Source organism: Bradyrhizobium sp. 192 (assembly GCF_023100965.1).
Taxonomy (GTDB): Bacteria; Pseudomonadota; Alphaproteobacteria; order Rhizobiales; family Xanthobacteraceae; genus Bradyrhizobium; species Bradyrhizobium symbiodeficiens.
Genome location: NZ_CP064690.1, coordinates 2,186,572 through 2,205,339 on the forward strand (window position 1 = coordinate 2,186,572; position 18,768 = coordinate 2,205,339).

Annotated in this window: 11 protein-coding genes; 10 read left to right on the top strand and 1 reads right to left on the bottom strand. The window is 57.0% G+C overall.

The features are described 5' to 3' along the window. Window positions 1-825: 825 nt before the first annotated feature. The 10 genes from IVB24_RS10015 (at window position 826) to IVB24_RS10060 (ending at window position 17,749) form a co-directional block, all read left to right on the top strand. Entirely contained in the window at window positions 826-3,378 is a 2,553-nt protein-coding gene (locus IVB24_RS10015; protein ID WP_247772796.1) for a CoA transferase, read from the top strand. Between the two features lie 516 nt (window positions 3,379-3,894). After that, complete coding sequence (locus tag IVB24_RS10020; protein WP_247772797.1) at window positions 3,895-4,458, top strand: aminotransferase class III-fold pyridoxal phosphate-dependent enzyme; 564 nt, start codon at window positions 3,895-3,897, stop codon at window positions 4,456-4,458. Window positions 4,459-4,698: 240 nt separating this feature from the next. Continuing rightward, entirely contained in the window at window positions 4,699-5,589 is an 891-nt protein-coding gene (locus tag IVB24_RS10025; RefSeq protein ID WP_247772798.1) for a crotonase/enoyl-CoA hydratase family protein, read from the top strand. Between the two features lie 586 nt (window positions 5,590-6,175). Beyond that, the gene (locus IVB24_RS10030; RefSeq protein WP_247772799.1) at window positions 6,176-6,886 is read left to right on the top strand and encodes a hypothetical protein; all 711 of its coding nucleotides are present in this window, start codon (window positions 6,176-6,178) and stop codon (window positions 6,884-6,886) included. Window positions 6,887-7,969: 1,083 nt separating this feature from the next. After that, window positions 7,970-9,316, top strand: coding sequence for an LLM class flavin-dependent oxidoreductase (locus IVB24_RS10035; RefSeq protein ID WP_247469697.1), 1,347 nt, complete (start codon window positions 7,970-7,972; stop codon window positions 9,314-9,316). Between the two features lie 251 nt (window positions 9,317-9,567). Further along, on the top strand, window positions 9,568-9,873 hold the full coding sequence (locus IVB24_RS10040) for a transposase (RefSeq protein ID WP_247774067.1): 306 nt from the start codon (window positions 9,568-9,570) through the stop codon (window positions 9,871-9,873). 764 nt (window positions 9,874-10,637) lie between these two features. Further along, on the top strand, window positions 10,638-11,849 hold the full coding sequence (locus IVB24_RS10045; protein ID WP_247772800.1) for an aminotransferase class I/II-fold pyridoxal phosphate-dependent enzyme: 1,212 nt from the start codon (window positions 10,638-10,640) through the stop codon (window positions 11,847-11,849). A 189-nt stretch (window positions 11,850-12,038) separates the two neighbouring features. After that, a complete protein-coding gene (locus IVB24_RS10050; RefSeq protein WP_247772801.1) occupies window positions 12,039-12,827 on the top strand; it encodes an SDR family NAD(P)-dependent oxidoreductase in 789 nt (262 codons plus the stop codon). Between the two features lie 388 nt (window positions 12,828-13,215). Then, a complete protein-coding gene (locus IVB24_RS10055; RefSeq protein ID WP_247772802.1) occupies window positions 13,216-15,636 on the top strand; it encodes a CoA transferase in 2,421 nt (806 codons plus the stop codon). Between the two features lie 736 nt (window positions 15,637-16,372). Then, the gene (locus IVB24_RS10060) at window positions 16,373-17,749 is read left to right on the top strand and encodes an aspartate aminotransferase family protein (protein ID WP_247772803.1); all 1,377 of its coding nucleotides are present in this window, start codon (window positions 16,373-16,375) and stop codon (window positions 17,747-17,749) included. Between the two features lie 551 nt (window positions 17,750-18,300). Here the strand turns inward: IVB24_RS10060 and IVB24_RS10065 are convergent. Further along, window positions 18,301-18,558, bottom strand: coding sequence for a hypothetical protein (locus IVB24_RS10065; RefSeq protein WP_247410969.1), 258 nt, complete (start codon window positions 18,556-18,558; stop codon window positions 18,301-18,303). Between the last annotated feature and the right edge of the window lie 210 nt (window positions 18,559-18,768).

Sequence of the window (18,768 nt, forward strand, 5' to 3'; positions counted from 1 at the left end):
GAGCTCTTCCGTTCTGGCCGGAGAGCATGCCGCTGGGAAGTGGCAGATAATCATCATGACTTCGGAAGCTCAGATCATCGCCTTCTTTCTCGGCCAGATCGTGGCGCCAGCAGAGCGACATCGATCGGCTGTGTGCTGCCGACTATCTTATTTGGTAGCTGCCCAAGCGAAGCGGCTAATGGTCTATTTCGCGTTAATCACGGTCGCAGCAGGACCGGCGCCAGCTAAGCCGCGCTGTCGTACCGACTCATCCTAGTGGTTGGAGCGTATGGGTTTGGCAGATGAGACATTGGAATGCGACGGTGGATCGCCCTCCCGTCCCGTGCATACCCAACCGAATGCATCGGATTGCTGAACTCGATCTCGATAACACTCGTCCCGATGTGGCGAGATCATCACGACAGGGCGATATGCTTGACTGAACCCGGGAAAGCCCAACCAATGTACGGATCGCGAAGTGTAGCACAGCCTGTCAAGCCAGGACTGCTCATCATACAGCAGACTCCCGTCGCCAAACATTGCGGCAGCCGACCCAAAGCGCGCCAGTTCTGTCACTGTTCGGCGTAGTGCCTATAGCCGGACACACAGCCTAAATGATCGCGTTTCCTCTACGTCTTCTTGTGACGGCCGCTAGCCGACTGCCGAATTCCGATGGCATAGGGCGGGAGGCACGCGGCTTTGCTTCCATCGGGAGAAAGAGCCATCGCTTAAGTTAAAGGAGAAAAGCGAAGTTGCGGACATCCATCAGAACGACGCGCTCGTATTTGGTTTGTTGTTTCCAACGCAATGTCAACGTTGCCTCGGCGAGGATTTGGATCCGAAGCTATGGGCTCTATCCCGCTGTCGCCGCCTCGCATCGCCGCACAAACTTCGTTGATCGGTACTGCAGCAGAGCCGCGCTTAGGTGCGACAAGCTTGCGTCAGTTGATGGGTGACTTCCTGAGCATCGGTGTGAAGAAGGAGCTGTCGATGGGAGTGTTATCGCATCTACGGGTTGTCGAGATCGGTAGCTCGGCCGCGACAAGCTATTGCGCGCGAATGTTTGCGGATTTCGGTGCCGATGTTCAAAAGGTCGAGTCGAAAGCCGGCGATCCACTTCGCCGCAGCCCGCCGCTCACGCCAGGTGACCACAGCGCATGGTTTGCGTTCCTGAACTTCAACAAATCAAGCATCATCATCGATGCTAGCGTCCCGAACGCGGCCACGCGGCTGACGGAACTGATCGAGCATTGCGACATTCTGGTTGATGGGCGCGATGTTGATCCGGCGGGTTGCCCGCCCATCGATATCGCCTCGATCCGTCAGCGACACCCCCGGTTGATCTATCTCGAAGCGAGCTGGTTCGGCCGGGAGGGCCCCTATGCAGGATTCGCTGCCACCGACTCTACAGTGCGCGCTCTCGCCGGTCTCATCAAGCTAGTTGGACCGGCCGAAGGCCCGCCCTTGCACGCCCCGGATTTCCAAACGGGTATCCTCGCTGGCTTGTGGGGCTTCATCGCCACGGCATCGTCGGTTGTTGGACGACTGCACGGTGAAGCAGGGCGTTCGTGGTCGCTCAACATTTTCGAATCCAGCCTCGCTCTGTCCGAGTATCTCATGTTCGAGGCATTTGCGCGGGGCGACGTGATGCGCCGGATCGGTATTAACCGTTTCTGGCCGAACTTTCCGGTCGGCATCTACCCAACGAAAAAAGGTTGGCTCGGCCTTTCGACCGTCACGCCGGGGCAATGGCGCGCATTCTGCGACATGCTCGACCTGGCCGAATTGCGTGATGATCCGGCTCTGGCCTTCAACGAAGGTCGCCTGAAACACATGGATCAGATCGAACGACAGTTTGTGCCGAGACTGAAGGCGCTGACAGCGCAGCAGTGGTTTGCGGAGGGCCTCAAGCGCAAAATCCCGATGGTGCCGGTGCCCGAAATATCCGATCTGGTCCAAGACGAGGAAAAAAAGGCGCGCGGCGCAATAGTGCCGATTGTGATTGGTAGAGAGGAGGGCCTGACGGTTGGTTCGATGCAGCGGCTGACGTTGACGCCACCACGCCGGGGTGGGAGCGTTCCGGCTCCCGGCGAGCAGCAACATTCAGCCCACATCCGTACTCACGGCTCGCTGACTGGGCCTGGATCGTCCGGCTGCATCGATGCGGGCCGGCAGCCGTTGCATGGGACTCGCGTGATCGACTTCGCCATGGGGTGGGCAGGCCCATTGTGTACCCGGACACTGGCCGATCTCGGGGCGGACGTCATCAAGATCGAAGCCATTCAGTATCCGGACTGGTGGCGCGGAGTTGACCGGCGCAGCGGCTATGTGGACGGGCAAATCTATGAAATGGCGCAATGCTTCTGCATCATGAACCGCAACAAGCGCGGTATCACACTTGACCTGAAGCGGCCGCAAGGCCTCGCTCTTGCCAAGCGGCTGTTGGCGGAAGCCGATATTGTGGTCGGTAATTACTCGGCTGATGTGCTGCCAAGGCTCGGGCTTGGTTACGACGTACTCAAACTAGTCAATCCACGCCTCGTCATGATGTCGATGTCAGCTTTTGGCGCGAGCAGTGTCCATCGCGATTGCCGGGCTTATGGCTCGACTCTCGAGCAGGGCTCAGGTCTGCCGAGCGTGGTCGGAAGCGCCGATAAGCCGCCTGTGATGAGCCACATCGCGTTCGGGGATCCCGTGGGCGGATTGAACGGCTGCGCTGCAGTTCTTCTCGCCCTGATTCACGCTCGCAACACCGGGCAGGGACAATTCATAGATCTCGCGCAAATCGAGTGCATGATCCCCTTCGCGGCGCCCTGGATCACCGTTCACTCGATTGATGGGGCGCCACTCACAAAGTATGGTGCTCGACATCCGCAGTTCGTGCCGCATGGCTGCTTCCGGTGTGCGGGTGAGGACAACTGGATCATGATAGCGGCTACCGATGCGGCCATGTGGCAGAGGCTTGCCATCCTTATTGGTAGGCCGGACTGGGCCTCGAACGCATTGCTTGAATCTGCGGAAGCTCGCCGCGACATTGAGGATCTCATAGAGGCAGGCATCGAAGCTTGGACGCACACTCGTGATGCGGATCACGCCATGTCCGAGCTGCAGGGTGCAAGGGTTGCGGCAGGCGTGGCCCGCCTGCCGATTGACCTGCTCAAGGATCGACATCTCGCCTCGCGCGCATTTCTGCAGGAGGTCGAACGCGCTTTCATTGGCTCGCACCCGCAGCCATCCATGCCAATTCGCGAAGGCGCAGCGCCGTATGCGATCCGCTCGGCGGCCCCGACACTGGGACAACATAACAGAGACGTCCTAAGAGAACTTCTCGGGCTGTCCGACGCCGAGATCGCGCAACTGGCAAGCGAGAACATCATCGGTACCGCGATGGTCTCCTGAGGTAGCTCGCGAAGACCTAGAAGGTGGCGTCAGACTGCTAGATCATGCTACGGCTCGATTGCACTCAGACTTGGCAGATCGGCCGCTCAGCAGCGCGGCCTTTGGCCTTGGTCATCCATATCTCACGGCAAAGCAGTGGCGCGGCCTTTTTAAATATCTCAGCAAACTGTGGAACTACATGGCATTGCGATCGCCTTTCAGTGGCGACTGCGTGATAGCTTACCCAGCTTCGCATCCCATTGCTAACCCAGAACGGAAGCCGCTTTGCGAGACATGAATGAGTACCGAACTTGAGGACATCATTGGCCCTCCGCCTGAATGGCAGGGATATGCGTCGCTCTTTGAGTCACAACCCATAAATCCTAGTAGGTCCGTCGTTGCCGGTTATCTGGTAAGTGAGTGGGCCTTCTGGGAGAGCACGCGGGGAAGGCCGCGCCGAGACGCGCGGCACGTCCCGCTCGCTAAGTCCACAGCTTGCGCAATCTGATACGTCTGAGGTTGGTGGAGGAGACGATCGTGGATGAACTCATTGGCGAGCCCCGTAAGATGCAAGCCTTCGAAGTCCTCAAGTCAACCGTCCGATCGTACTCACGTTCGATTCCGGCTATTTTCAGTCGAGCGCGCGGCCCCGTTATGCTGACGGAGTATAGTCGACAGCCAACTGACTTTCCGTCTGATGCTGGAGCATTGAATTACGGCCATAACAATCATCAGATCGAAGCTGACATTACTGAGTATTTTGCGTCGGATGCCATGGTCCACGGGCTTGACATGGCCACTCCGGCAAAGCTCGGCTTCATGGAGACGTTTTCCTCTCTCATACTTCGAGAGCGGTATCTGCGCTACCGATTCCAGTTCTCAGGGCCGACAGCTGCTAATGCTATTGAGTCAGCTCTGAAGCTTTCACGCAAAGTCACCCGGCGTCAGAGCCATATTTCATTCACGCATGGATATGATGGCATGAGCTTAGGAGCGGTTGCCGCGAGCGGCAATCGGCTCTTTCGCACGTCCACAAGCCATTGCATCAGAGTATGGAAACAGTTTTGCCGTTCGAGGGCGAGGCATGGCGGTGGGCTTTGATTGCCGAAGCACTGAGGCTGGAGCAACCACGGCGCGCAAGGCCTTTGAGAGAGGACTGATCATCGAACGATGCGGGCCAATCGATCAGGTTATAAAGTTCTTGCCAGCACTCACGATTAATCATGACACCTTAAATCAGGCTCCTTGAAATATTTGAGGAAGCCTTGGCCGTAGCGCTGAAGCAGACTGGGATCGAGTGAGCGAACCGCCCAACTAATTCAAGTATCTGAAAGGAACACCATGGCGTACCAGACCATCAAATATGACATTGCGGAGCAAATCCTTACGATAACCCTAAATCGGCCGGATAAGCTCAACGCCTGTACCGCAACCATGGAGCGCGAGATCGTCGACGCTTTTGATCGAGCGGATAAGAACAATGATGTCTGCGCCATTATCGTGACTGGCGAAGGACGAGCCTTCTGTGCCGGCGCCGATCTATCTTCGGGCGGCGACACATTTGACCGCGACACGCGGCGTGGACCGGTTAAACGACTGCCCGATGGCGCAGTGGATTACAGCGATCCGAAGGTCAGCGACGGCGGTGGAAAGATCGCGATGCGGATCTTCAAGTGTCTGAAGCCCGTCATCGCCGCCGTGAATGGGCCGGCGGTCGGCATGGGCGCGACCATGCAGCTCGCGATGGACATCCGCATCGCTTCTGAAGCCGCGCGCTTTGGGTTCGTGTTCTCGCAGCGTGGCCTCGTTCCGGAGGGAGCTTCGAGCTGGTTCCTGCCGCGCGTCGTCGGCATCGCACAGGCGCTGGAGTGGTCTCTCAGCGGGCGGGTATTTCCGGCACAGGAAGCGCTTGCCGGTCGGCTAGTTAGCAAAGTTGTGCCGCCAGAACAACTGCTTCCCACCGCGCGTGAGCTCGCTCGCGAAATCGTCGACAAGACCTCATCCGTATCTGTTGCGCTAATCCGGCAGTTGATGTGGCGCATGCTAGGTGCAGATGACCCGATGGAAGCCCACAAGATCGAAAGCCGCGGTATGTATACGCGCGGGCGTTCCGCCGATGCCAAGGAAGGTGTGATGGCATTCTTGGAGAAGCGGCCCGCAGTTTTCAGAGACAAGGTGTCGGCCGACATGCCGGATTTTTTTCCATGGTGGACGGAACGAGAGTACAAATGATGGCTCCTTGCCCTACCAGCCTAGCCGATCCGCGCCGCTCGATGAGGCAATTTTCCGGGCCGTGCCGATCCGCTGATATCAGCTCGTCGACGAGTCGGTGAGTCTAGCGAGCGGCCGGGATTTTCATCGGCAGCGATGGCATTCTTGGTAACTCAGCTCAACCAGTCTCGCCGCGCCCCTGCAAGAATGCAGATTGAAAGATAAGCAGGATGGCTGGATAAAGTATCCGACCGTGCGGGAAGGCACGGGTTGAGCCGAAGCCTTCTTCTGTTTTGGGAGTTGCTCTCGAGCAATTTGTGCGACTTGACCATGTCGCTCCGTCGGCCTTAGCTCGCCATCGAGGGACTGCAGCTTCTCGCGTCGGCTTGGTCAATGTGCTTTGCCGCAGGCCGCAGCTCTTATTGATCCGGTGCCGCTCGAGAACGGTTTGCCGCCGCAAGACTAATCATGCGAATGGCCTCATCAATTGCCACGCATCTCTCATCAGGATAGGTAGTACCGTTGGTTCATTGGTTGTGCTGTACACGCGAGCTGGATGAGTTGTCGAGGCTACACGCATTCATCAGATTAGAAACGAGGTGCAGCAATGAAATCCGTAGTTAATCCGTTGCAAGTCTCGCGATTCCTTCGGGTATATGACGATGCCGCCGCCCAAAAAGGCATCAAGCTTTCGATAGGATTTGATTTCAATGAGTACGTCTCGATCACACGGGCCCTTCCAACAAAGAAACCGACATATCCAAACTTTCGGCCAGATCGTTCGCCGATCAAATCGGGTGAGGGATATTGGATGGTGGGCGTCGACAAGGACAAGCAGATTGCGCTCGTACAAGCTGCTCGACTTTATGACCTTTCGCACAGTAACTTTGCAGAGCATCTTGAATCTCTGAGGGCGTTCTACGCCGAACCAGCCGTACATGCACATCCTCAGGACCGTTGTACTTGCGCTGCGCCAACCGCAAAGAAGATTACTGGGAAAGTAGCTTACCATGGAGATTTTTGGCTGCGCAGCGACTTTAGGCGACAAGGCATACCCACGATCATGGCTGCAATACTGCGCGGCGCTTCATTTGCCATGTGGTCTCCCGACTTCGTATGTGGACTTGCAGAGCGCTGGCTGCTCGAGAAGGGCGTTCTTGCGCAATACGGACATGCCCACTATGAACACGGTGGTTCGATACTACATCTGGTAGAGGAGAACATCATTGATCACGATCTGCTTGTTTGGCTAACCGGCGAGGAGTTGAGAAGCCTCGTTGCCGTTCACGATAGCAGCAAGTCGGCTTTAGCCTCCTGAAGTCTCGCTCACGGTGATCCTCATCAAATCTCCTAAGGGCGCGAGCAGGACCGAGTCTTCCGCCAGCCGGTCAAGCTTACGAAAGGGTGGACCGATCGACGCTCGCACATCATCCGGCAGTTGGTGAGCGGCCCGAACGATGAAAAGACCAGGTCTGCGGCATAGGTGCGTGACACGGCCATGCTGTTGGCGCTCGCTTCCACCACCACCTCATGCACGTCGAAAGACGGGTTTCAAAATCCGTCTGATCGAGCGGGACCCAGCTTCCCATGGAAAGCGTCATCGTTCGATCACCGCGCCATCCGGCTCAAACAGCATATGGCCCGCCAGGGTGCTTCCTACATAACCTTGGAACCACCACCCAGCCGAGCAATGATCCATCCGCAGCTTTCCGACGATTGCCGACTGACCAGTTTCGCTCCAGCCGGTGAATGCGGTGATCTGCCGACAACTACACCGCGACCGAGGGGAGTGATCGTGATCGTGCATTTTGCACGATCCGGACTCGAGCGCACCGATGCACCGTGCTCTTGTCCATTTGAGCGCGCGAACCACTTCGCAGATGATTATCGCAGAAGCCACGGTGAATACTCTAAAGCGCTAAGCACGCGTCAGCTCGGTCGACTCCGACCAGCTATTCCGAAATCAGCATTTCTTTAGTTTGTGCGACCAGAGCTCTAGTCAACTTCGAGCCGTGCTACAGGACCCCCGCCGAACGTGCAGTGCCATCAACTACCATTGCTAGTAATTGATCTACATAGCGCAAGCATGTCACTTATCGGTCGATACACGTCGGCGCCGGTTTAAGTGACTTGCGGCGACAGCAAGCGAGTGTCTCGGGAAAACCGTTAGGCTGCCGAAAATCGGTGGCCACGATGAAGCACGAATGTTTCTCAGGCGGCGCGCGTTAGGATCCTCTGGATCTCACAAAAACTGGCAAGCGCGGCAACCATTTGCGGCTCAATCGACGAGACCGTCAAGCATTACGAAAAGCGAACGAGTAAGGCATCTGTTCTGTTCAAAGACGAGGACTACCGACCGAACATGGTGCGCTAGTTAGTCCAATTCAACGGGAGACACGACATGCAGCGCAATGGTGAACTGACGCTCGGATTATACCTGATTCAGGCGGGATATAACGAAGGTGCATGGCGAGATCCGAGCGTGCCTGCCAATGGTGGAGTTGATGTCAACCACTATGCTCACCTAGCAGCACTTGCCGAAGCTGCGGCATTTCACTTCGTGTTTATCCCCGACAGCCCTAGCGTTGTAGAACAAGATAACGCTAATATTGCGCGTGTGAGCCGAAACGACACGTTCGAGCCAATCACACTACTGTCGGCACTTTCATCGAGAACGCGGGACATCGGCCTCGTAGCGACAGCGACAACGACTTACCACCAGCCATATCACCTTGCACGGATGCTCGCCTCACTTGATCACCTCTCCCTTGGACGGGCGGCCTGGAACATTGTCACCTCGGGAAATAAGTACGAGGCCCCAAATTTCGGCGAAGAAGAGCTTCCAGATCACGACACGCGCTATACCCGAGCGAAAGAATTTGTAGAAGTTGTCAAGGGGCTTTGGGATACGTGGGAAGACGACGCGTTTGTTCGCGACAAGGAAACAGGTATTTTTGTCGACACGACGAAGCTGCATCTGCTCAATCACCGAGGAGACTACCTTTCAGTCAGAGGCCCGCTGAACATCGCACGGCCGCCTCAAGGACATCCCGTGTTGGTTCAGGCGGGCGCATCGGAGTCCGGAATACGGTTCGCTGCAGCTCTGGCCGAGGTAGTGTTTACCGCCGAACCGTGTTTGGAAAGCGGTAAACGATACTACGCAACTCTCAAAGAGAAGGCACGCGCACTTGGGCGGACGGACGATCAGGTTCTAATTATGCCTGGCATTGTTCCGATTGTTGGCAGGACCAAGGAAGAAGCCGCCGCCAAGCTGCAAAGGCTACAATCGTATACTCACATTGACGTTCAAATTGGGACCGCCGATCGTTGGCTGGGATTTGTCACTGATATCCGTTCGATGGACCTCGACTCATTAGTACCTGAATCATTACCGCGGACGAACTTTATCCAGAGTCGTCAGAAGACGCTCCTCGATCTGGCCGTACGCCAGAAATTCACCTGGAGACAACTGATCCGCTTCGTATCGGACAGCCGGGGCCATCTCATGATTGTTGGAACGCCGGACGAAATCGCCAACGCCATGGTCGATAGATTTGACCAGCGTGCTGCTGACGGATTCAACGTGCTACCAGCAACTGTTCCAGGCGAGCTCAAGGATTTTGTTGAACTCGTCATCCCGGAATTGCGCAAGCGAGGTAAATTCAGGTCCACGTACTCTGGACAAACATTAAGAGAGAATCTCGGACTCAAGCGGCCACTTAATCGGTTCGCGCAAAGCAGTCGATGACCGCAACTGAATTTCACTGAGGTCGGGCTAGGATAGTCAGAGTTGGCCCGTATCTCCAGGAGTGATGGATCTTTGAACGTTCAGCAAGGAGAGATTGAGATGGGGCTGGCTAATCGGGGGACGTAGCGTCGCGGTTTTCGATACGAACGTGAGCGGAGCATGTTGGAACCGTTTGGCGGATCTATGCTGTCGTGATCGCAAGAGCGTCGCGTGGTGGCGGCCGTCGAGGCGACTGGTCGCATCAGCAGGTGTTGGTCAGGTACCGTGAGTTGGTGCTGGGGCACCGAATGTCACGAGAAATCGAAGCGTTGATCATTGATGATACGGGCTTTCGTACGAAGGGGCGGCATCCGGTCAGGGTTGCACGGCAATATTTCGGTCAGATCGACGAGCAAGACAATTGTCAGGTTGCCTTGAGCGGCTTTCCTTGCAAATCATCCGCGTTCTTGCCGGTTGCCTATCACTTGGATCTAATGGGGGAGCGTGTGCAGGATCGTGCACATCGCCGGCAAAGCCAGACCCGACCAACGAAAGTTGCAAGACTAAGGGGCAGTTGAGCTTGATCATTTGCGCTGGAACTGCGTGGTGAGCTTGCCGCATAGTCTGGTTCTGATGGAGGATGGCCGCGGCACTGCCACCGCTCTGTATGGAAGTACGACCGAACCGAGCCCGACTATCTGCCAGCACATTGCCACCTGGGCATGGCGCGTCCGGCCGTACCGCGGCCGCAGAACCCAATGCGGGGGAGACGGACGACCTCCAAAACTGCTACGGCTTCCCAGCAAGCACCGACCGATCTCCGTCAAAAAAAGGCGTGCTATCGGGTCTGCCAGACAACTCGGCGCAAGACCAAGCAGCGTGGCCCTTAAGCCCAATTCAAATCGGGCGAGTGTTTGCCCATGGCTACCCGGGTCGGCGAACAAGAAGCACCAACATTCAGGCCGCGATCTTGGAGAGCTGCAGCTGTGGCCGCTGTTTATTCGGTGTGCGCGGTTTCGTTTCCGATCTTGTCCATGAAAGGAGCGTGGTTCTCGTGTTCGGGCTCCGTCTCAGCGTTTTGTTCGACTCTGTCAAATTTAAGCTATCCGAGTTGGTAGCTGCCCAACCGATCCCGCCGATATAAAGTCTCTATCCAACTAAGGAAGCGATCGAGCTGCGCGTAGAAAATTCGGTGTGAGCGGTCGTGGAAGCGCCTACCGTGCTACTCAGCCGATCCGTCGGATCTGCATGCTTGGCAAATAGGACGGAGAATCAAATGCCACAGCGTAGCCCTCTCTCTGAGGATGGTCGGCCGGCCGGACATTTTCGGAACACGGCATACATGATCGATAAGAGCCGTTCGTATTTCGATGCAGCTCATGAGGCTGGTCTCATGGCTGTCCATGGACGTTCGATGACTGGACGTGCCTTTGCTTTGGGCTCGGGGTCGCTTGATGGCCGGCCGGAAAAAATTGACTTCGTGCGATGTTCCTACCTTGGCTTGGACAATCATCCCGTGATCGTCGCTGGCGCGATCGACGCGATAGAGGCGCATCGGTCCTTGCACTGGTCATGCGCACGAACGCGGCTCAATTTCGATCTCTTGGCAGAGCTTGAAGCAATCCTCTCGGAGATGTTCTGCGCACGCGTGATCGCCTTCTCCACCGTCATGCTCGCTAATCTAGGTATGATGCCCCTCCTTGCTTCGGGCCAACTGACAGGCGGAAGAAAGCCGCTTGTCGTGTTCGACCGCCTTGCGCACATATCCTTGGCCTATCACAAGCCGGTGGTCGCTGATGAAACGCGATTGGAAACGATCGCGCATAACGACATTGAAGCTCTCGAACGCTTGTGCCGCGAACATCCGGTTGTCGCTTACGTATGCGATGGCATTTACTCTATGGGAGGGAACGCGCCTATCAAGGAACTGCGCGAACTTCAGGAACGGTACGGGCTCTTTCTCTATGTCGACGATGCTCACGGAATATCGATCTTCGGACGCCAAGGCGAAGGATTTGCTCGCTCTCAGTTTCCGCAAGTGCTGGGTGACCGGACGATCATAGTGGCCTCGCTCGCTAAGGGCTTCGGCGCATCGGGCGGCATGGTGATGCTCGGAACGGCTGATCACGAAGCTTTGTTCCGGCGCTACTCTATCCCCTATGCGTTTTCGGTGCCCCCCAATCTGGCGGCGGTTGGCGCGGCACTTGGCTCGTGCAGGATTCATCGCTCGGCAGAACTCGGCGAGCGTCAGAGGCGGTTAGCGCAACGTATCAAGGTCTTTGACGACCATGTTGCAACCGCTCAGCAAGGAAATTCATTTCCCATCAGAATGATTGCAATAGGATCGGAAACCAAGGCGATTGCAATAGCCAAAGAGCTTCTCGATGCCGGCTTCTACACTTCGGTGACGTTCTTCCCGACGGTCGCCCAAGGAAAGGCAGGGATTCGGGTGTGCATTACGGCCGATCATGAAGACAACGATATAGAGCGATTGTGCGACTGCATTTTGGAAGCAGTGGCCGAAACGACCGGAAAGCCATACCCTCTGAGGTGATGTAATGAGTCAGCCGACGAATTCATGGAGCTGCCCGGTACGGCTGCTATCCCCCTATGCCGGAAAGAATAATGAAAGTTCGTCAAGTCTCGATCCATTGTTCGACGCCGAAGGTGCCTCCAGACCGCTTACGCCAATGTTCTCGGCGGGGCGCCACTCGCTCGTTACGCTGTTTGGGACGGTCTGATTATGCCGAAGCCAGGAAAACTCAGGGGTCAAAGCGACCGGCGCGTTGCGCTTGTGACCGGAGGAGCGCGCGGGATCGGACTCGAGATCGTGCGCCGGTTGTTGGCCGATGGCTATCGCGTAGCATTTGTAGCGACAAAAGCGGAGCATGTCGAGCGCGCGCTTGACCTTCTCGGCCGCCCGGAAGATAGGCTCTATGCTGAGAGGATTGATGTAACTCGACACAATGATGTCCAGGGATTTGTTGACCACATCCGGGAACGTTGGGGCGAAATAGCGATTTTGGTGAACAATGCCGGCATCTCCCCTAAGCGCGTGGACCAAAATACACCTTGGCTTTCGCAGACGTCCTTAGATGAATGGGGGCGGGTCGTCGATGTCAATCTCAACGGACCGTTTATTCTTATGCGGCTATTGGCGCCAGCAATGATCGCGAACGGCTATGGACGCATTATCAATGTCGGGTCACTCGCGGGGCGCGCCATGCCGATGATCGCAGGCCCACATTATGCTGCATCGAAGGCGGGGCTGGTCGGCTTAACCCGCGCTGCTGCGCGGGATCTCGCTCCACATGGTATCACAGTCAACTGTATCGCTCCTGGGCGTATTCTCAGCGATCTGACTGGACCACCCGAGACCGAGGTCAACCGCTCCGCTCTGAGCAGGATTCCGGTCGGCCGTTTTGGAACTGCTGAAGAGGTGGCGCACGTCGTAACCTTTCTGGCCTCGCCGATGGCGGGCTTTATCACCGGCGCAACCATCGATATCACAGGCGGCGAGTTCGCCGCGTAAGCCGATGCATATCGCATTTTGATCGCCGCCACTAAAATGCTGGTTTCGCTCAGGCTGACCGTGTCTTCAACTGTCTCGCGGCGCAATCGGCATACAGTCGCGCGGGAGCATGAAGAGGATGGATGGACTGGAGCGGATATGCCAGTCGGCGACGGGGGTCCCCTCGTGTCGGCTTTTGATGCCTCTTTTTCGCGGATGTTCAATATCAACAACGATATCGGGTCCGGATGATGCCAGGAGTGAATAAGGGCTTGTTTGCACGGGCTTGCAGTACGGCCCCTTCCGCCAATGGCGTGGTAGGAGGTGCCGCGCTCGCCGCGTCTGCAGGCTTGCGTTGCGAGCGAGTAACAATGCGGAGTATCGGATGGCGGGGAAAATAAGACCCTCGATGGAAGTGTTTTCGCATCTGCGGGTCGTCGAGATCGGTAGCTCCGCCGCGACCAGCTATTGCGCGCGATTGTTTGCCGACTTCGGCGCCGACGTTCAGAAGGTCGAACCGCCAGGAGGAGATCCACTCCGCGGTAGCGCGCCACTCACGGCTTCTGGCCAAAGCGCGTGGTTTGCATTCCTGAACTTCAACAAGTCAAGTCTGGTCATTGATGCCGCCGACCCGGACGCGATCCCGCAGCTGACGGCACTGATCGAAGGTTGCAACATTCTGATCGATGGGCGCGATATTGATCCCGCAGATTGCCCTTCCATTGATATTGCCGCCATTCGGCAGAGATGTCCCAGGTTGACTTACCTCGAAGCAAGCTGGTTTGGCGGAGGTGGACCCTATGCAGGATTCGCCGCAACCGATGCGACCGTCCGCGCGCTCGCCGGCCTCATCAAGTTGGCTGGAGCTGTCGAGGGCCCACCGTTGCACGCACCGGATTACCAGACTGGTATTCTGGCTGGTCTGTGGGGCTTCATCGCCGCGGCTTCTTCGACGATTCCGGAAGAAAAAGCCGGTGGGAGAAGACGGTCGTGGTCTCTCAGTATTTTTGAATCGAGCCTCGCTCTGAGCGAGTATCAGATGTTCGAGGCCTATGAGCGCGGCGACGTGATGCGCCGGATTGGCATCAACCGATTCTGGCCAAATTTTCCGATCGGCATTTACGAGACCAAAAAGGGTTGGCTCGGCGTCACGACGATCACTCCGGCACAATGGCGCGGTTTCTGCGACATGCTTGATCTGGCCGAACTGCGTGACGATCCGGCTCTCGTTCTCGGCGCCGATCGTCTGCAACACATGAAACGGATCGAGAGACACTTCATTCCGCGGCTGAAAACGCGCACAGCGCACGAGTGGCTTGCGGAAGGATTGAAACGCAAGATCCCGATCGTTCCGGCACCCGATATGTCCGATCTGCTGCAGGATGCGGAGAAGAGGGAGCGCGGTGCAATCGTGCCTGTCCTGCTTGGCCAAGAATGGGGCCAGACGCCGGGCTCGATGCAAAGGCTGACACTGACGCCGCCGCGTCGGGGCGGCAAGGTTCCGGCTGCAGGCGAGCAGCAGAGTTTCGCGGATACAGGAAGACGCCTCACCGGTACTGCGTCGGTATCGTCAGGCTGCAACGATGCAGGCGGGGCGCCACTGCAGGGAATTCGGGTTCTTGACTTCTCGATGGGCTGGGCGGGCCCGCTGTGTACGCGCACGCTGGCTGATCTCGGTGCGGACGTCATCAAGATTGAAGCCATCCAGTATCCGGACTGGTGGCGCGGCGTTGACCGGCGTGCTGCTTACATCGAGGAGCAAATGTATGAAAAGACGGCACGCTTCTGCATGGCGAACCGCAATAAGCGCGGCATTACTCTTGACCTGACGCGGCAGCAGGGCCGCACTCTTGCCAAGCGGCTTGCAGGGGAAGCCGATATTGTCGTCGACAATTATTCGGCCGATGTGCTGCCAAAGCTCGGGCTTGGCTACGACGTGCTCAGAGCGCTCAACCCTCGCCTTGTCATGATGTCGATGTCAGCCTTTGGCACGAACAGCGTCCTTCGCACTTGCCGCGCCTACGGCTCGACCCTCGAGCAAGGCTCTGGGTTGCCGAGCGTGGTGGGCAAGACCAACGGGCCACCTGCGATGAGCCACGTAGCATTTGGAGATGCCGTTGGTGGGTTGAACGGCTGCGCTGCAGTTCTGGTTGCGCTTATTCACGCCCGCACCACAGGGCTGGGGCAGTTCATTGATCTTGCGCAGATCGAATGCATGATACCCTTCGCAGCGCCATGGATCATTGTCCATTCGATCGACGGCTCCTTGCCGATAAGATACGGCAATCGACATCCGCAGTTTGTGCCGCATGGCTGCTTTCGCTGTGCAGGTGAGGACAATTGGATCGTGGTAGCCGCCACCGACCAGGACATGTGGCAGAGACTTGCCAGACTTATTGGGCGGCCAGACTGGGCCATGGACGCATCGCTGAGATCTGCGGAAGATCGCCGCGATATCGAGGAGTTGATCGAGAGAGAGATCGAAGGCTGGACGATCGCCCGCGAGGCCGACCAGGCGATGTCCGAGTTGCAGGCCGCAAGGATTGCGGCCGGCGTGGCCCGCCTTCCAATTGATCTGCTCAGCGATCGGCATCTTAGGTCGCGCGGGTATCTGCAAGAAATTGAGCGCGCTTTCATCGGTCGGCATCCACAGCCGTCCATGCCGATTCGGGAAGGTGAAGGGCCCTATGCAATCCGCTCAGCGGCACCGACGCTTGGACAACACAACACAGAGGTTCTATCAGGTCTTCTTGGGCTTTCCGACACCGAGATCGCGGACTTGGCCAAGGAGGGTATCATCGGTTCAGTGATGCTTTCAGAAGGGGGCTAACAAAAACAAAGACGGTATCGCAAGGTTGAAACATCAACACTAGATCGGACCAACGAACTCTCAGGCTTGGAAGCCAGAGAGTCATCGTGGCGCTCTTGTTCAGAGCTATGCAGCGCGATACCCCAGAAGTACTCCACCACACGTGAAAGGTAGCTCTGCGCCAAATGCTGCGACCGAAGAGAACAATTTGTCGCAAGCCAGAATTCGACGACCGGTGGGGCACAAAACGAGTAGGCGGCTCTTTGTCTGGTGCAGCTTCAAGCCGATGCGTAGCGAGACGGCTCTCATCTCACCAGAGTAGGTAGTATCTCCATTGATTGCTAATGTGTACGGTAAGTCAGCTATTCGCCGGAAAGGCTTTGATGAGCTAGTCTGAGGCCATCAGCAGAGCCTGTGACAGACGCAGCCGCCAAGTGATAACCCGCGATCCAAAGCGGCTATTACAGTGACGCCCGAGGCGCGCCTGCCAGCAGTTGTTACCATCGGGCTTCCAGATTGTGACGTACCCAGCTCATCTTGAAAGTGAGAGCACACGCCGAATGCCAGCGGTTTGGGAGGCGGGCAGCTATTCTAGTCTAAGTTATCTCGGTCGCCGCGATGCTCATATTGGCCTCATATTACACAAGAGCGACGCTCCGGACCAGTTCCCCAATTACAGGTGTCGAAAGTCGGCACTTCAACAGGTTTCGGTCCGGCAACTCAGCAAAAGAGTTCAAAGGAAATCGAGGAGGTTGTGGTGAACCAGGAGATTGCAGGTTCGAGTACGGTGGCCGGATTATCGCGCGCTAGCCGGCGGTCCAACGAAAGCTTTGCCCGCGGGCAAAAGGTTTTCCCAGACGGCACTTCGCGAGTGACGATTGAGCGGGATCCAACTCCGCTCTATATCGATCGTGGGATGGGCAGCTATTTGTTCGATGTGGACGGCCGCCGGTTTCTCGACCTTAATTGCAACTTCACGACCTTGATCCATGGACACGCCTTCGGCCCCGTCGTCGAAGCACTAACCCATCAACTCCAGCGCGGTAGCTGCTTCGCCAATCCGACGGAGAGCGAGATCGAACTCGCCGAACTACTTTGCGGCCGCATTCCGCGGATTGATCGCGTTCGCTTCGTCAATACGGGAACTGAGGCCGTGCTGTTTGCGATCAAAGCTGCGCGAGCCTTCACCGGACGTTCGAAGATTGCCAAGTTCGAGGGCGCCTATCATGGTGCCTATGATTGGGTCGAGGTCAGTCAAGCGGCGGCACCGCACAATTGGGGTGATGCAATCGAGCCCAAGTCCACGGCCTTCTATCGCGGGATGCCTGCGAGCGTGCTCGATGAAGTCGTTGTGCTCCGCTTCAATGATGTTGAAGGCGCGCGCCGCTTGATATCGTCAAATGCGCACGATCTGGCCGCTGTCATTCTGGATCCCATGCCGAGCCGCTGCGGCCTCATTGCGCCGAAGCCTGAATTCTTCGCTGCCGTGCAGGAAGCGACCCTCAAAAACGGCATTCTTGTCATCGCTGATGAGGTCCTCAATCTCAGGCAGAGTTTCCAGGGTGCTTCCGCACGCTACGGCCTTGCTCCGGACGTCATCACGATGGGCAAGATCATCGGCGGCGGGTTGCCGATTGGAGCAATCGGCGGTCGCGAGGACGTAATGAAGGTATTTGATGCCTCAGCGGGTCGACCGCTGCTTCCGCAAGGCGGTACGTTTTCCGCCAATCCTCTATCCATGACCGCGGGGCTGACCGCCATGCGGCATCTAGATCATCCCGCTTTTGCACGTCTGGAGATGCTTGGGGACATTGTTCGTGACGGGATTGGCCGCGCCATCTCTAACCTGGCTGCGCCGCTGTATGTTACGGGAGCCGCTTCGCTATTTCGCATTCATCCGCAGGCAGAAGCGCCGAATGACTATCGCGAGAGTTATCCCACGCCTGCCGGAGCAACTCTAATGAAGGACCTCACACGCTTCTTTGCGGAGAATGGCATCATCCTGCCGTATGGTGCTGCCGCATCGATTTCGACGCCGATGGCGCGCACCGATGCTGAGTTCATCGTGGATGTGTTCGCAGGCTTTCTCGAAAGCCATCAAGACCTGTTGGGTGAGATAACAGTACGCAAATGAGCGCTGTCTCGGCAATGCTTTTTGGTTTCCTGCCGTTAAGATGATCTCCGGCCAAAGATTGCCGTCCGACCGTGATCGAGGGCGCCGAAGCGAGGGCCGGCGATATCCAGGTGGGATACAGCGGTGATGAGCTGGTCTATCGCCTGGTGGTGGCTCGTCCGCACTCCGCTGCACGGGCGGAGCGCCCGACTAGGGCCTCGCCCTGAGGCGCTCGGCCACTCCAAATACAGTCCGATCCAATGCCTGATGAAGCGATACACCTAGCCGGTTTTTGACCCTGACCAGCTCCGAGGGTACGAGCGCTACCGTCGTGACTTTGTTGAGTTGCAATCAAGGGGCTGATTTCGACAGCTCGGAGTTGAGGGTCGAAGGCATCCCAACCAGTTCAGAATTCCATCCGGGATATGGCCTGCGTGCCCACGGGGACAGTGTTCGACGAAGATGCGATTGGGTTCCCGTCCTCTTGACGCAAGACCGACGATCCCGCTCGTAGTCGTACTACCGGAAGCGACATGCTCATAAGGGCGTAGCGGTCTGTTCACGAGAAGCGACTAGCCTTGCTCAATTGCGCCGATTTTCGCCTCATGCTGATTGCGGCAAAAGATGTCGATCTCGCGAGATACCTCGAGGATAGTGTCTGGATGTTGGCCATTCTCAGAGAGCGCGTATTTGAGCGCATGCGCGCGGCTCGCGAACAGACCTCCGAAAATACCATTCTGCTCACGGACGACCCAGTTTCCAAAACGATTCTTGCCAACAAAGACCGTCGACCCGGCGGAGCTTCCGGAAGGATATTCGACAAGCTTCATGACCATAAGTCCAAGAGTCTGGCCCCGTCATTACCGCCCCAGGATTGCAGTAATCACGAACGATCGTGGCAGATCGCCGTCACCAATTGCGGCGCTTCCGTCGCGAACCGATCGTCGATCTCGATGGAAGTCTACAGCAAACACCGAGCAAGTCCCGCTACCAACTCTAGGGAAGGCAGATCCACTTTCGCTTGTGCTGAAAACGAGCAA

Bases quoted from the DNA above. Each gene is read 5' to 3' on its own strand.
- IVB24_RS10015 (WP_247772796.1), top strand. From the start codon at position 826: ATGGGCTCTATCCCGCTGTCGCCGCCTCGCATCGCCGCACAAACTTCG.
- IVB24_RS10025 (WP_247772798.1), top strand. From the start codon at position 4,699: ATGGCGTACCAGACCATCAAATATGACATTGCGGAGCAAATCCTTACG.
- IVB24_RS10030 (WP_247772799.1), top strand. From the start codon at position 6,176: ATGAAATCCGTAGTTAATCCGTTGCAAGTCTCGCGATTCCTTCGGGTA.
- IVB24_RS10035 (WP_247469697.1), top strand. From the start codon at position 7,970: ATGCAGCGCAATGGTGAACTGACGCTCGGATTATACCTGATTCAGGCG.
- IVB24_RS10045 (WP_247772800.1), top strand. From the start codon at position 10,638: ATGATCGATAAGAGCCGTTCGTATTTCGATGCAGCTCATGAGGCTGGT.
- IVB24_RS10050 (WP_247772801.1), top strand. From the start codon at position 12,039: ATGCCGAAGCCAGGAAAACTCAGGGGTCAAAGCGACCGGCGCGTTGCG.
- IVB24_RS10055 (WP_247772802.1), top strand. From the start codon at position 13,216: ATGGAAGTGTTTTCGCATCTGCGGGTCGTCGAGATCGGTAGCTCCGCC.
- IVB24_RS10065 (WP_247410969.1), bottom strand. From the start codon at position 18,558: ATGAAGCTTGTCGAATATCCTTCCGGAAGCTCCGCCGGGTCGACGGTC.